This is a genomic window from Vibrio genomosp. F10 str. ZF-129, assembly GCF_000287055.2.
Classification (GTDB): Bacteria; Pseudomonadota; Gammaproteobacteria; order Enterobacterales; family Vibrionaceae; genus Vibrio.
On sequence record NZ_AJYQ02000064.1, the window covers coordinates 1 to 15,013 of the forward strand.

The following is a 15,013-nucleotide window of genomic DNA, read 5'->3' on the forward strand; positions in this document are numbered from 1 at the left end:
GCCGCTGCTGCATCGGCTTGCTCAGACGCATCGGCGGCAGAACTCGCACTTTGAGCCACTTCGTGAACGGTCGCTGTAAATTGATTAATCGCGGTTGCCACCTGCTCGGTCCGTGATTGCTGTGTCATGATGTTTTCTTTAGTTTGCATCGCAACCGCTGAATTTTCTTCAGCAGACCGAGCCAACTGACCAATCGAGTCCCTATTAGTTTGCACAACGTGTTGGAAGCTGGTCACTATTCGATTAACCGACTTAGCAATGTGCGAAAACTCATCGTCTCCAGACGCATTTAAACGCTGAGTTAGATCGCCTGCGGCGATTTTCTCCGAACGCTCTTTAAGTTCGGTTACCGCATGGTTGACACGTTTTATAACAAGCAGTGACATCGAAATAATGACCAGCAGCGATATGATGGTGATTGTACTCACGACCCAGACAAAACGTTCGCTATTTGCTTCGGCCTGTTCAAAACTCTTACGTCCCTCTTCCACTTGCATGGAAAAGAACTGCTCCGCATGCTGGTATGCTTGTTGGAACTTGGGGTTAATTTGCTGCAACAATAGAATGTTCGCGGCGTAATAGTCGCCACTTTTGAGTTTCGCAATCGCTGGTAAGAAGCCTTGTGTAGTAATGTCATCTAAAACTTGTGCTAGGCTATTAACGACTTGTTCTTCATCACTTGCCAGGTCGGATTGGAGTAGTTCGTTGTCAATGATGTGGTGTAATGTCTCAAGCGAATTCTCAATCTGCGTGATATGGAACTCAATAGGATGATCGTGCATCGATGCCGTGTTGGATGAAGGGTCATGCTGGAACGAGAGTAATAAGGCACTTCTCGCATTCCCGAGTTCATCAATCACCTTACTTGTGCGTATGGTATGTTGCATCCCCTGACTATAGAGATCTTCAATGTAACTGGCCGATGTTTGCATCCCAGAGATACCTTGATAACCCAAGAAGACAAAAGCAATTAAAGTCAGTAATACATTGAGTTTGAGTTTGGTTCCGACTTTAGCGAAAAAGCTCAACAACTTCATTTGTTGTTGGTCATTAGCGTTGGTGGATTCTATCTTGGCTGAAGCCATGTGCGATCCTTATTATTAAAATACATTTTACTAATATAGCCAGAATGGCAAATACTCGCCTGCTACTAATTGACATAGGTCATGAATAGGAGTTATCCAGCCAATTTTGTACGGTTTATTGCTGACTCAGCCAAATAGTAAATGAATCACAAGGACACACACCTTAAGTACTGCTCCACTCAGTGTGCAGGCGAACCATATATGACACCGTTCATTAATGCTTTTGCTCTGCAAAGTATGCTATATACCACGGTTTCCGGCAGCTTAGCTTAGTGTCATGGCCCAAGCTAAAGTCGCTTGAAGTTGTCGTAAATCTTCACTTATTTGTCCTTAAGAATCGCTATAATACGGCCTATATTTTGTCATTTGCTATCGGTTGAATAGAAAATTTTTAGGCAGCACAGATTCGAGGATGTCGAGCAAGTTCTTGGTATTTGGCTTAAAGCATCAATACAAGATTATTACTTAACGCGGCGTTATGATTTTAGGATGGAACCTTGATAACTCCAATAATAACAATTTTAATTCTATCTTCTCCCTTAGGGATTGCTTTTTCCTATTCAAAATTAACGAAGACATCTCTTAATATAATCAAATCATAATGTGATTTGATTATTTGAGATAAACGAATCACAATGTGATTTGATTATGGCCGTGTTACGAATCAAGGAATCCCTATGTGGATCTGGAAAAATAACGATTGGCCTAACTTCAGTTGGGACAAAGCTACTGTTGGGCCAATGGTTAGGCGCACTCGATTCAATCAAGGTATCTTATTGGGGAAAATGCTTAGCCATTCACAAGATGACAAAGAATGCATGCTCGATACTCTACTGGCCAACATTGTTCATTCAAGCGCTATTGAAGGTGAAAAATTGAATGCATTCTCAGTGCGTTCGTCGCTTGCGAGTAGGCTAGGACTGACTGAAGAACGACCGTTCCCAACGACTGAGCAAACAGACGGCCTCGCAGAAATAATGCTAGATGCCGTGGATAATCTAGATATAAAACTAACCCTTGAGCGCATCTTAGTTTGGCATGAACGGCTATTTCCTGAAGGTTATACGATGTTCAATCCTGTCGTCGGAGGCCAACTGAGAGGGGATACGCCAATGCAAGTTGTCTCTGGTCGGTTAGATAAACCCGTGGTCCATTTCGAAGCACCAGGACGCGACATTTTAGATCAAGAATTAGAGCAATTTATTGAGTGGTTTAACAGCTCAAAAGTTGACACCTCGCTTGACCCATTAGTTCGCGCCGCGATAACACATCTCAAACACTGCTGACCAATGAACAAGTCAAAGTGCTAAATAGATTGTTAGATGGTGACTTTATCGAAGGAGTGACAACGTCTCAATATCACAAGGTCGCAAAAGTCAGTAAACCGACAGCCACCCGCCATCTTAGGGCGCTTGTGGAGCAAGGGTGTTTAGAGAAATCAGGAGCAGGTAGGAGTACTCGGTACTTATTAAAGAGATAGACGCACTGCATGAGCGGTCAGTCTTCTCAACTCTATTACTCGTTATTGCCCCATTGTAAGCTTGCGCAACAGAACGTTGGTAATTCTTACCAGAAAATAACCTGACTTTTACTAATGACAGACCGCGCAGCACCGATGCGCGTAATCACCCAAAAGCTGTCACATTTTAACATTTCAATCTCTACATCACTTTTGCATAATAATTCGCTTGGGTGCTCTGACTGGCAGGGGGGCCAGTTTGAATGGAGCAGTTTAGTTTCTTGTAATGGCAAAAATCAGGCAAAACATTACCAACGAGTTTCGGCAAAATAGTCTGATAAATAATCAATCAGTGTACGAACAGTTGGTGACATATACTTTCTGGAAGAATAGAGAGCATAAATGGTAAGGTCATTTGGTTTCCAATTCGGCAAAACCTGCTGAAGCTGACCACTTTTAACGTATTGGTTTGCGAGATAAGTTGGCTGAATAGCTATGCCTGCGCCACACAATACTGCATGCAGTAAGGTTGTCGTTTCATTTGCTGTCAGATTACATCTAACTTCTACCGATTGTTGCGAGTTGTCTTTTGTCAAATGCCAGATATGTTGTTCGAAATTTTTATACCCAAGACAAGTATGATTGGTTAAATCGCTCGGTTCAGAAATGGTACTATTTCTGGTCAAATATAGTGGCGAAGCTACCACAACTGACTCACATACCGATATTGGCTTACCTATAAGAGATGGATCAGGTGCCGACGCGATTCGGATAGCAAGATCTATCTGCCTTTCAGTCAGGTCGGTTACTGAGTCTTGCAAGTCGATATCGATTTTTACTTTGGGGTTCTCCGCCATAAACTCTTGAATCGCTGGCACCAGTTGGGAATAACCAAATGACATGCTTGTTGCTAACCGAACTGTACCCGATAGTTCACCACTGGTGTCTGATAGCCCGCTTAGGCTTTCTGCCTGCCCAAGCCATTGTTTAACTTCTTCCAGACATGTTTCGCCCGCTGTTGTCAAAGAAACTTTTCGTGTGGTTCGATGTAACAGGCGGGTATTCAGCCAAGCTTCCATAGTCTCAATGTATCTGGTTACCATGGGACGAGACATATTCAACCTGTCTGCTGTGACGGTAAAACTGCCAGTCGTTGCAACGTCAACAAATACTTTTGCGGCTGTTAGCCTATCCATACACTTGCTCGATTTAAGAAACAATAATGCTCAGTTTGGTGTGTTTTTCTGAGCGCGTCAATTCCTTATTATCTTTTCCGTACCCAAACACATTCAAGGAGAACGGTATGAAAAAATCTACTCTAATGGCCACATCTGTCTTACTGGCTGCAAATGCAACCGCAGCAGAAAATACACCACTAACTTTTGATGTTTATAACGCTGACAAGAACAGCTTCCACGTAAACTCAACACTAGTAATCGGTGAGGGTGAAGTCATGGTAGTCGATACAGGCTTTACCAAAGCCGATGCTCTGCGCATTGCCGCAAAAGTTCTCGATAGTGGCAAAGAGCTCAAAACTATTTTTATTAGTCAGGCCGACCCAGATTATTACTTTGGTGCCGAAGTACTACATACACTATTCCCGGAGGCGCAAGTTCTGAGTACCCCGGCAGTCATTGAGGTCATAGAGAAAAAGCTCGCAGGAAAATTAGCGTTTTGGGGGCCTAAAATGGGGAGCAATGCTCCGGTTGAACCTTATCTACCACAAGCTATCGAAGACAATGTGTTGACAGTTGATGAACACAAAATCGAGATTCGTGGCACTCAAGGAGAATTGGCTCATCGTCCTTACTTGTGGATTCCTTCTAGCAAAACGGTTCTGGGTAATGTCGCCGTATACGGCAATTTGCATCTTTGGATGGCTGACGCGCAATCTGAGGGTAGTCAGAAAGCATGGGTTAAACAATTGGAAGAACTACAGGCGCTAAATCCAGAGATAGTCATTCCGGGACACATGAAAGCCGGAACGAAGCTTGATGCAAGCACTATAAGTTATTCGCAGCAGTATCTGGCAGACTTCCAGCAGGCGAAAAGTAGTAGCCAGAATAGCGCTGAATTGATAGACAAAATGTCTGCAAGCTATCCCGAAGCACAACTGCCTATGGCTCTAAGTATTGGTGCTAAGGCACATATGGGTGAAATGAAATGGTAAAAGTACACTACTTTTTCGACCCGATGTGTGGTTGGTGTTACGGTGCTACTTATCTGTTAGCTGCAATTGCAGCTAACACTGAGATTATGCTGACTCTCCACCCTGGCGGTATGATAGACAACAAGGCTATCGAGCCCAATTTTCGGAGCCATATCCTCGCCAATGACGAGCGCATTGCCAAAATGACGGGAGCACAGTTTGGAGAAAAATATATCCAGCGAGTGAAAGGCAACGATGAAATGATTTTGGACTCTTTCATCACAGCACGTGCAATTCTAACTGCAAAGCAATTGGGTATCGCCCCTTTAGATATGTTGAAAGCCATTCAGCAGGCCCATTATGTTGATGGTAAGCAGGTCAATCATCCCGAAGTACTTGAGGAACTATCAGCAAAATTAGGATTAGAGGGCGCACAGTGGCATAAAGCTATGAATGCAAATCTAGGTATTGAACAGGAAGAAATACAGAAAAGCCAACTGTTAATGCAGAAGTTACAGGTTCATGGGTATCCGACACTGATCCTTGAAGTTAATAATAAGTTTATAGTACTTCCTCACACTGAATTATATGGCAAGCCTGATGAGTGGCGTAAGCTTGTTGATAGCTATATCCGCAGCGATTCCAGTACCTCACAAACCAATATGTAAAAATATTGAAGCCTGAGTTGAGGTACGAGTATTTGCAGAGACAGTATATTGCATATCTCAAGGAAAGCTTTGCATAAAGTGAATCTGATGCCACGGTTCTAGGATGGAAGGTTTTGTCCAGTTCGGCGCAAATCTACCACCGCTGCCAACGGAGGTCTTTGAGGTTTTGGTATACGAAAAGTTATTCAAGGATCGTTAAATTAGCAAAGTCACTGGCAAGCTTTTGTCCAAAAGCTTCTCGGATTGAATTTTTACCCGTGGCACTTTCTAACTCGAAAGTGCCCCTTTATGATTTAGAGCATGTTAATTACCTTTCTCAGAAATAGAGTGTTATTAATTTTTCTATAGAGTAAATTATTTTCAATTGTTGCACTTCAAAACGGTTACTGTTAGCTTATTCGCATGAAATACATATCAACTATCACATCATTCTTCTTCTGGTGGCGCTCTAATTAGAGCGGCACGGAATTCTTACATTCTTGAGCTGCTGGAAGGTGGCTGAGACTGTAATTTCTTTTGTATCTCCAGTAGCGATCTATTTTAACTAGGAGATATACCATGAGTACAAAGCAACATAATGATAAACCAGAAATTATCTTGACTGGTGATAGAGCGACAGGTCCATTGCATCTCGGTCATTACGTCGGTTCATTACAGCAGCGCGTAGCTTTACAGGCAGATCATGAGCAAACGATCCTCGTTGCTGACATGCAAGGTCTTACTGATAATGCCCACAATCCGAAAAAAGTATCATCTAATATTCTAAATGTCGTTGCTGATTATCTGGCTGTTGGTATCGACCCCTCTAAAACCACTATTTGCCTTCAATCACAACTACCAGCCCTTGCTGAGTTGACTATGTATTACAGTAACCTCGTAACCATCAGTCGGCTAGAGCGAAATCCAACAGTAAAAAGCGAAATACAAAACAAAGGGTTTGAACGGTCTATCCCAGCAGGCTTCCTCACATACCCTATATCTCAAGCTGCTGATATAACGGGATTTAATGCATCATTAGTTCCTGTTGGAGATGATCAGTTACCTATGCTTGAGCAAACCAACGAGATTGTGAGGAAGGTGAACGCTCTGGCGGGTCGTAGTGTATTAACTGAGTGTCGACCTTTATTGAGCAATGCACCACGTCTTCCTAGTACAGATGGAAAAAATAAGATGTCTAAGTCGATGGGCAATGGCATTAATCTTGGGGCTAGTGAAAAAGAAATCTCTGCCGCTGTAAAATCTATGTATACAGATCCCAGCCATCTGAGGGTCGAAGAACCTGGTAAGGTGGAAGGAAATGTTGTATTTACCTACCTTGATGCTTTTCACTCTGATACAGACTATGTCAAGCAACTAAAAGAACACTATCGACGTGGCGGGCTTGGCGACGGTACAACGAAAACGGTGCTGGAAGAGTGCCTACAGGAAATGCTTCGACCAATAAGAGAAAGTAGAAGCCAGTTTTTGAATGATAAAGCCCAACTAGTTGATATTTTAGTGAAGGGAAGCCAAGTCTCCAGAGAAAAAACATCCAAAGTGCTTTTTGATGTTAAGGACATTTTTGGTCTGAATCTTTTCTGAGTATCATTTTTTAAAAGTCAGCTTCTAGAATTTCATTAGCTGAATAGCTGAATAGCTGAATAGCTGAATAGCTGGAAGCTGACTTCATACTTATACGTTTGCAGCAGAACTTGGTCACATGTAACTCATTTGTGTCCAAAAATGAGTCTCAAAACGATCAATCTTTAGTGTCAATAACATGAGGTCGAGCAAAATCAAGGCGGTCTGAGATCAATATATTGCCCTCCGACGATTAAAGTCATGAGCGTTCATTCAACGAACGCTTTTCGTCATTTTAGCGGGGGTTATGCTTCGTGAAATTCTTCATATCCATTGAACATGGCGTAGCTGGCAAAATCGGTACAAGGTTTAATTGGTGCTTGGTCGGCGTACGGCTTAAAGGGGCTACTCAACAATGCCTTTTTGGCTTGACTAAAAATCAGTCTTTCATGGTCCATTAACTCGCCTAAATACTGACCCTCTGGGCCATAGATTTCGCCTTCAACAAGCTTGGCAATATGTTTACCTTGGTTTGTCCAAAGATCTTCCCCATCGATATAACCAAAAGATTTACCGCCCCAAGTCCAAACTGATTTCATAGACATACCTTTTTACACGTAATGCATCTACGTAATGTACTGTTAAGTCGTAATAAAGTGGTCATAATTTACGCTAAATGAACACCTTAACCATGAGCGCTGACCATATCAAAAAGAAGGAGAACATTGGAATGGATGGGAATACTTTGTTACATGTTTCTTGGTGGCATAAGCGTGTCGATAAATGGACGCTTCACGATTAAAGTCGGATATCCAGTATGTTTGTTTGGGGGACGGTATCAAGGGTGTTTAGCATTGCTTTAGTAAGAATGATTTATTAACAATGATTGAGTAACAATTGATAGACCTACTTGCGACTCTGATTTAGATTAGCGCTTAAGCTAGAATTTTATGTTTTCATATTGTTTACATCACGCGACAAGGAAATACAGATGATCAGACTCGCTGTCATTGGAACGAACTGGATCACCGATCAATTTATTGAGGCGGCTCTATCGACGGGGCTCTATCAGCTATCAGGCGTTTACTCGCGAAGTCTTGAGAGTGCACAGCAGTTTTCAGAGAAATATGCTTCACCCAAACTGTTTACCGATTTTGAAGCCTTAGCTCACTCGACGCTGATTGATGCCGTTTACATCGCCAGTCCAAACTCTTTTCATGCTCCACAAGCAAAGCGTCTTCTTGAGGCGAAAAAACACGTTATTTGTGAAAAGCCACTGGCTTCAAATTATGCGTTAGCAGAGCAACTTTACCAAACTGCGAAAGACAATGAAGTCGTGCTGTTTGAAGCTTTCATGACACCGCATCTCCCCAACTTCAAGGTGTTAGAACAACAACTGACCACCATTGGCTCGTTAAGAAAAGCGACCATCAGCTACTGTCAGTACTCTTCTCGCTATCCGAAGTACCTTAACGGGGAAAACCCGAATACTTTCAATCCAACATTTTCCAATGGCTCGGTTATGGACATTGGCTATTACTGTGTTGGCGCCGCGATAGCACTGTTCGGAGAGCCTAAATCAATCAGTGCTCAAGCCCATTTACTTGACTCAGGTGTTGATGGTAATGGCACTATTATTTTCCAATACTCAGGCTTTGATGTGGTGATTAACCATTCCAAAACCAGTGATTCTTATTTACCCAGTGAATTTCAGGGTGAAGAGGCTGCTCTGCACGTTGATATGATTTCCATTTGTAATTCAGTGATAAAAATCACCCGTGGAGGCGACAAGCAAGACCTCAGTGTTGAGCAAACAGCAAACCGAATGGTTTACGAAGCAAACGTGTTCGCTCAGCAGGCTTTGGAAAATTCGATGGACGAACAGCACACTGCGCGTTCTTTGCTGGTGGCTAAAGTGCTCACAGAAATACGCCGTCAAACAGGGGTGGTTTTTCCAACTGATCCAGCTTGATTGAATTGCGTGATAACAGCATTCCCTGTTATCGTGCGCGTAAGATTTAATGTTGTTTAAGAGATATGAATATGCAAGCTGAAGTAAAATGGGTTGGAGAGTTTAAGTTCTTGGGTCAATCCCAGTCTGGTCATTCTATCGTTATGGATGGCAATGGTGGAGCAACAGCGCCTAGCCCGATGGAGATGCTACTCATGGCCGCTGGCGGTTGTAGCTCTGTGGATGTGGTAGATGGCTTAAAAGAAGCGGGTCAGCAGGTGAGTGAATGTGTGGCTAAATTGACGACTGAGCGTCGAGAAGTCGCACCGCGTATTTTTACCCAAGTTAACATTCATTTTGTTGTGTCTGGTACATCACTTGATGCCGACATTGTTGCGAAAGTCGCGGCCGATTCGTTAGAAAAATATTGCTCGGTTTGCTTAATGTTAGGTCAAGGCGTAGAAATGACACACAGTTGGGAAATTGTGTAATCTGCCGATATGTTTGTATAAAAAAGGCTTTACCTGATGAGGGTAAAGCCTTTTTTGATTCGCTTAACGAGCGATCAGTTCTGCTCACGTTTATGTTTTGGTACATAGTTTAGAATCGAAATTGGTACATCTTTGGTTGGCGTGAATCCGTCAATTTCTCTTCGTTCGATCAAATGGCCCAAACGACTCTCGATCATACATAGATTCTTGAAGTTATCGCGAGAAACAAATGAAATCGCTTCGCCTTTTGCACCCGCACGACCAGTACGCCCGATTCGGTGAACGTACTCATCCGCTGGGAATGGAAGATCGTAGTTCAATACCCGAGTAAGGTTTTCAATATCGATACCACGTGCCGCCACGCCCGTAGCCACTAGGAACTTGATGTTGCCATCTTTAAAGTCTGCAAGCAGTTGGGAACGAACGTCTTGGCTTCGGCCACTGTGGAAAGACTCTGCGGCAATACCACGCTTCTCGAGTTGTGAGACGAGCTTCGCTGCCCCTTTTTTAGTTTCAATAAAGATAAGGGCCTGATCCCAATTATTCTCTTGGATCATATGGCTAAGTAGTGCCGATTTTTTGTCTTTGTCGACTGTAACCAACCACTGCTCAATCGTATCTTTTGAGGCACTGTGTTTGGCGATAGAAATTTCAGCAGGGTCATCAATGGCTGATTTAGCCAAGTCGCGTACTGGGTTGGATAACGTCGCAGAGAAAAGCAGGTTTTGAATGTTTTGTGGCAATCGTGCGATGATCTTATTGATGTCTTCAATAAAACCCATATCGAGCATTCTATCCGCTTCATCCAGTACAAACGTTTCAACTTCTTCAAAATGAACCGCATGTTGCCCGTACAAGTCTAAAAGTCTGCCCGGTGTTGCGACCAAAATATCGATACCGTCAATCAGCAGTTGTTTTTGAGGCTTTTCACTGACGCCACCAAATATCGCCGTTGATGTTAGGTTAAGGTGCTTACCATATTCGGTCACACTCTTGTTGACTTGAATGGCAAGCTCGCGAGTTGGCGTTAAGATTAACGCTCGAATGCGTTTTTTACGTTGGGTTTCCCCTTTACTCAGCATCTCAAGAATGGGTAACACAAAACTCGCCGTTTTACCGGTACCCGTTTGAGCTGCAGCAATCAGGTTTTGGCCAGACAATACAAGCGGAATCGCCTTTTGCTGAATTTCGGTCGGTTTGTCATAACCTAATTCATTGATTGCTTGTAGTAGTGGATCGCTTAATCCTAGTTTAGAAAATGGCATTGATTGTCTCGGTAAGGGTCAATAAAGGTATGATAGCGCGAAATGTGTAACACCAAAATGTGCAACACTATAGGAGCATCGTAAAGTGGCGCATTTTAACACGCGTACAATGCATGCCAAGCGGTTTGCATCAATATCACGATTGTTTTGTTGCGCGCAGTAGTGTGCCAATTGCACTTTTTTTAGTCTGACTGATGGTTTTCATCAGAGCAAAAGTGACATCGGAATGAGTGTGTTGTTCAACATCTTCCACCATAGACAACCACAGTTTTGCAGTGACCTCTGCATCGGCTAGGGCTCGGTGAAAAACACCGTCATTGTCGATATGTCGATGCTTGACGAGTTCGCCCAATTTATGGCTTGGGGCGTCTTGGATCAGTCTTCTAGCGACAAGTAAAGAACAGACAAACTGACCATTGTATGATCGATTGATGAGCTCCAATTCAGCGTCGAGAAATCGTTGGTCAAAAGAGGCATTGTGGGCGACTAAATGACTGTTTTGAATAAAGTCACTAAATTCATTCATAACCTGCTGGTTACTGGGTGCCTGTTTCAGCATGTTATTGGTTATCCCTGTATACCCTTCAATAAAACTGCTGACACGAAAGCCAGGGTTCATGAGCTGCTGAAAGCTATCAATAACTTTTCCGTGTTGAAGTTTAACGGCACCGATTTCAATCGCTCGATCGCCTTGATTAGGGGAAAGCCCCGTTGTTTCGAAATCGAGTACGATAATGGATTTGGCGGAGGTAGGAATCATGGTAAACCTAGACATAATGAAAAGTACAAGCGCAATGATAACAAGGATCTCACCAGGTAAACTAGCGATTTACTTTCGTTGGCGTTGTTCTTAGATTATTAATGCTAATTAACGAAAAATCAGAAGAGTGAGTGACATGAATAAAGAGAAGGTTTATTTGCAGTTATTCCATCGTGAATGCAAAGGCTCTCCCGCTATTGAGATGGAAACGGTAGACAATGAGTGGTTAAACACATTGGATTATAAGAATTGGCTAGCGAGTAAGAGTGATATTCTACAAGACGAAGTGACGGATTCTCTTTGGATAAAAACATGCACAGAAGGGTACATTACCGAGGTTGAGTTCTTGCCAGATGGAACGTTGAACGAGTTCAAATTGTTTGACCGCTTACCGACAACAGGGCATTGGGCGCTTGTTGAGGGTGTGCTCAGCGTTTCTATTTCTAAGGGCGACAACCGATATCAATTTTTTGTGATTGGTCGAAGGGAGAATAGTATCTATTCAGCCATTGAGTACAAAAATAACCAATTACATTCTTACCTTAAGCTCATACCCTCTCGGCCCAAATGAGTTTATTCACTATCATGGTGTATTTGTATTCTAATATTGACTTAACTCGTTCCGTGTCCGTTAATTATGTTATGCGGTTAGTAGATACTGAGGCGAACAATGAGAGGAGCTTTTTGTTTTTTCCTGTTTTTTTTATTTTCTTCAACTGCTTATGCCCAAATAGAAGTAGTCGTGTATGGCGACGATTCCTACCCCCCTTACTCGTATACTGAAGACGGGCAAATGAAAGGTATTTATACCGAGATACTGAGCCGAGCTTTTTCTCGTATGCCCGATTATAAGGTGACTCTTCAAGGTCGACCATGGAAGCGAGGTTTACTTGAAATAAGTCATGGGAAAATATTTGCTCTGTACCCACCTTACAAGCGCGAAATACAGCGGCCATACATGGAATACGACTTTCCTATCCTTAATGAAACACTGATCGTTATTTGTGGTGAAAAAGTGCTGTCTTCACCTAAACCCACATGGCCAAATGACTATCTGGGGCTAACGATCGGTAGCAATATTGGTTTCTCATCAGGAGGCGCTGAATACAGAAAACTTGTTGAAGCTGAAATGATTCAATCGGATGCCGTCTCAGGAACGTCTAGCAATCTGTTAAAGCTTATTGCGGGTAGAATTGACTGTTACATGAACGATGAATTGTCCATTCAGTGGGAGCTAAAACAACTTCAAAAAGTTGGTAAATACCAGGGAAAAGGGCTTAAAGTTGGCACGACGATAAGTTCAGAGCATGGCTACCTTGGATTTTCTGCAAATGGCGAGAATTTTCCTTTTAAAGCGCATTTCAAGAGTCAATACCAACAGGCTTTATCAGAGCTGAAAAAGAGCGGAGAGATTCAAAGGATAGTTGAAGACTTCGTGCAGTGACTTCGTTTTGTGGTTGCGCATTAAAGCGAGATAATGCCTGAATATTATTAGAAAGGTCGACGAAGGGTCACGCTGAACTACTTATGTCTGCTTTTTTCGTTCCAGCAGCACACTCGATTACGTCCTGAATTTTTTGCGTCATAGAGGGCTGCATCTGCGCGTGATAGGACATCACGAAAGTTCTGATCAGATAGTTTTGGGGAAGAGATACCAATGCTCACCGTACAGATAAGAGGTTTTTTCTTGTAGTAAGTGACCATCCCTTCAATGGACAAACGGTATTTCTCTGCGAGTGCGGCGGCATCAGCTTCTGTCACCTCACTCAGTAATAAGACGAACTCTTCTCCGCCTAACCGAGCGAACACGTCACATTTACGTTTTATGTCTTGGATCTTTTTTGTCATTGCGATGAGGAACTCATCCCCACCTAAATGTCCATGTTGGTCATTGAGCTGTTTGAAATAGTCAATATCGATAATAAGCAAAGCATAGTTTTTATCAAACGCTCTTGGCTTATCATTAATTAACTGGGTAGCTTCAAAGAAAGCCCGTCGATTCATGATTCCTGTCAATGCATCGATGTTTGCTAGAAGTTCCATTTCTAGTATGTGCTGCTGCACTCGCACTTGAGAGGCAATCCAACTCACCAAGCTCGAAATAACGCGGGCATCTTGTTCATGAAAGTGGTTTTTATCATGGTGTCCGATATTAATAGTGCCATAACATTTACCGTTGCTAACCAGTGGGGCATCCATGCAAGACAGCAAACCGCCTTTCGCTAACCATTGACAATCTAACCATGCCTCGCGGCTGGTATCGTTACAAATGGCCAGTTTTTCACACGTAAAAACATGTCCAACCATCGTGTTAGCGATCGGAATCCGATGATCAAGCGGTATAGCTTCATTCCCGCTTAGTGCAAACAAAGACAAAAAATCCGGTTCTTGTTGTAAAGCGATACTGACCCGATCCGATTGAAAGATCTGTTTAATCCAAAATGAAGTACTGCGGAGTATGTCTCCTAAGGTTTTGGCTTGAGACAGTTCATCAAAGAATTCCAAAGGGAAATAGGTATGTTTTCCACTTTGGAGTTCTTTGGATCTCGTATTTGTAGGGTCATGGTTCAATTCAAACATCCTTTTCTTCAATGTATAGGGGGCGATGTTATGTAATCTAAAAGTTTAGGAAACGTATTGGTGAATTGCCATTCATCATTAATGATTAATCGGTCAATAATCTGAAGTATGAAGACCTTTTAACCCTTGTTATTACCTTTTAGTATATTTCTCATGGCATCGCTAATTACATAGATGCACAAAACGATTACACTTCACGCCGATACATCAATAGTCGATTTTCCCACGAAACTGTTTTTCCTAGTAATAAAGAGAGCCACCATGAAGTACGATTGGATTTTATTTGACGCTGACGAGACCCTGTTCCACTTCGATTCTTTTAAAGGGATGCAGTTGATGTTTTCGCGCAAAGGTGTGGATTTCACTCAGAATGATTTTGATGCTTATCAGCAAGTGAACAAGCCGCTTTGGGTTGATTATCAAAATGGTGACATTACCGCATACGAGTTGAAGCATGTACGGTTCGATGGGTGGGCAAATAAACTGAATACGACAACGGCAGAGCTCAATTCTGCCTTTTTAGAAGCCATGGCAGACATATGTACATTGCTACCTGGCGCAAAAGAACTCATGGAAGGGCTAGCCGGAAAAGCAAAACTGGGTATTATTACCAATGGATTCACTGAGCTTCAAGCTATTCGCTTAGAAAGAACAGGAATGACCGACTATTTCGAGCATGTGGTGATTTCTGAAGAAGTGGGTGTGGCGAAACCGGATGGCGACATTTTTGCACATGCGATGGAAAAAATGGGTAACCCATGTAAATCGAAAGTGCTGATGGTTGGGGATAACCTCCACTCTGATATTGTCGGTGGCCTGAACTTCGGAATTGAAACATGCTGGCTTAATTCCAACAATGTTTGCTCGGTGGAAGGGATAGAGCCTCACCACACGGTTGATTCATTGCATCAGCTTAAAACCATTTTGCTGGGTTAATTCTTCAGATTCTTGGTCACTTTTCCTTTTTTGGTGTGCAATTGCAGCCAATATCATGCTCTATGCCTATACTTTTACGGCATCAGGACAACAGACGCTGTATAACGTT

At 42.7% G+C, this 15,013-nt stretch carries 14 protein-coding genes and 1 pseudogene; 9 read left to right on the top strand and 6 right to left on the bottom strand.

All coding sequences use genetic code 11. The features are described from left to right. On the bottom strand, window positions 1–1,085 hold a 1,085-nt coding region (locus tag A1QO_RS06425; RefSeq protein ID WP_017041815.1), incomplete at its 3' end, for a HAMP domain-containing protein. 677 nt (window positions 1,086–1,762) lie between these two features. On the opposite strand from A1QO_RS06425, the pseudogene A1QO_RS06430 reads away from it, so the two are divergent. Beyond that, window positions 1,763–2,565, top strand: a pseudogene (locus tag A1QO_RS06430) (DUF4172 domain-containing protein). A 287-nt stretch (window positions 2,566–2,852) separates the two neighbouring features. Here A1QO_RS06430 and A1QO_RS06435 read toward each other — a convergent pair. Further along, window positions 2,853–3,740 carry a LysR family transcriptional regulator gene (locus tag A1QO_RS06435; RefSeq protein WP_017041816.1) on the bottom strand — a complete coding sequence of 296 codons (888 nt, stop codon included), beginning with the start codon at window positions 3,738–3,740 and terminating at the stop codon, window positions 2,853–2,855. 107 nt (window positions 3,741–3,847) lie between these two features. Between A1QO_RS06435 and A1QO_RS06440 the strand changes: the two genes are divergently transcribed. The 3 genes from A1QO_RS06440 (at window position 3,848) to trpS (ending at window position 6,942) form a co-directional block, all read left to right on the top strand. Continuing rightward, on the top strand, window positions 3,848–4,714 hold the full coding sequence (locus A1QO_RS06440; protein WP_017041817.1) for an MBL fold metallo-hydrolase: 867 nt from the start codon (window positions 3,848–3,850) through the stop codon (window positions 4,712–4,714). Continuing rightward, the gene (locus tag A1QO_RS06445) at window positions 4,708–5,361 is read left to right on the top strand and encodes a DsbA family protein (RefSeq protein WP_017041818.1); all 654 of its coding nucleotides are present in this window, start codon (window positions 4,708–4,710) and stop codon (window positions 5,359–5,361) included. Before A1QO_RS06440 ends, A1QO_RS06445 begins: the two co-directional genes overlap by 7 nt. Before the next feature lie 558 nt (window positions 5,362–5,919). Continuing rightward, on the top strand, window positions 5,920–6,942 hold the full coding sequence (gene trpS, locus A1QO_RS06450; protein WP_017040001.1) for a tryptophan--tRNA ligase: 1,023 nt from the start codon (window positions 5,920–5,922) through the stop codon (window positions 6,940–6,942). Window positions 6,943–7,226: 284 nt separating this feature from the next. Here the strand turns inward: trpS and A1QO_RS06455 are convergent, their stop codons facing one another. Then, a complete protein-coding gene (locus tag A1QO_RS06455; protein WP_017035833.1) occupies window positions 7,227–7,520 on the bottom strand; it encodes a 4-fold beta flower protein in 294 nt (97 codons plus the stop codon). A 392-nt stretch (window positions 7,521–7,912) separates the two neighbouring features. On the opposite strand from A1QO_RS06455, the gene A1QO_RS06460 reads away from it, so the two are divergent. After that, entirely contained in the window at window positions 7,913–8,893 is a 981-nt protein-coding gene (locus A1QO_RS06460) for a Gfo/Idh/MocA family protein (protein ID WP_017040002.1), read from the top strand. Between the two features lie 71 nt (window positions 8,894–8,964). Continuing rightward, on the top strand, window positions 8,965–9,363 hold the full coding sequence (locus tag A1QO_RS06465) for an OsmC family protein (RefSeq protein ID WP_017040003.1): 399 nt from the start codon (window positions 8,965–8,967) through the stop codon (window positions 9,361–9,363). 74 nt (window positions 9,364–9,437) lie between these two features. Here the strand turns inward: A1QO_RS06465 and A1QO_RS06470 are convergent, their stop codons facing one another. Together A1QO_RS06470 and A1QO_RS06475 are read right to left on the bottom strand one after the other, a co-directional pair. Further along, a complete protein-coding gene (locus A1QO_RS06470; RefSeq protein ID WP_017040004.1) occupies window positions 9,438–10,628 on the bottom strand; it encodes a DEAD/DEAH box helicase in 1,191 nt (396 codons plus the stop codon). Window positions 10,629–10,764: 136 nt separating this feature from the next. Then, window positions 10,765–11,388, bottom strand: a complete 624-nt coding sequence (locus tag A1QO_RS06475) for a 3'-5' exonuclease (RefSeq protein WP_017040005.1) — start codon at window positions 11,386–11,388, stop codon at window positions 10,765–10,767. Window positions 11,389–11,524: 136 nt separating this feature from the next. Here A1QO_RS06475 and A1QO_RS06480 point away from each other — a divergent pair, with 136 nt between their 5' ends. Continuing rightward, window positions 11,525–11,959 carry a hypothetical protein gene (locus A1QO_RS06480; RefSeq protein WP_017040006.1) on the top strand — a complete coding sequence of 145 codons (435 nt, stop codon included), beginning with the start codon at window positions 11,525–11,527 and terminating at the stop codon, window positions 11,957–11,959. 99 nt (window positions 11,960–12,058) lie between these two features. Then, a complete protein-coding gene (locus A1QO_RS06485; RefSeq protein ID WP_017040007.1) occupies window positions 12,059–12,832 on the top strand; it encodes a substrate-binding periplasmic protein in 774 nt (257 codons plus the stop codon). Window positions 12,833–12,909: 77 nt separating this feature from the next. Here the strand turns inward: A1QO_RS06485 and A1QO_RS06490 are convergent, their stop codons facing one another. Next, on the bottom strand, window positions 12,910–13,968 hold the full coding sequence (locus tag A1QO_RS06490) for a sensor domain-containing diguanylate cyclase (RefSeq protein ID WP_017040008.1): 1,059 nt from the start codon (window positions 13,966–13,968) through the stop codon (window positions 12,910–12,912). A 261-nt stretch (window positions 13,969–14,229) separates the two neighbouring features. On the opposite strand from A1QO_RS06490, the gene yjjG reads away from it, so the two are divergent. Continuing rightward, entirely contained in the window at window positions 14,230–14,904 is a 675-nt protein-coding gene (gene yjjG / locus A1QO_RS06495; RefSeq protein ID WP_017035842.1) for a pyrimidine 5'-nucleotidase, read from the top strand. The last annotated feature ends 109 nt before the right edge of the window (window positions 14,905–15,013 follow it).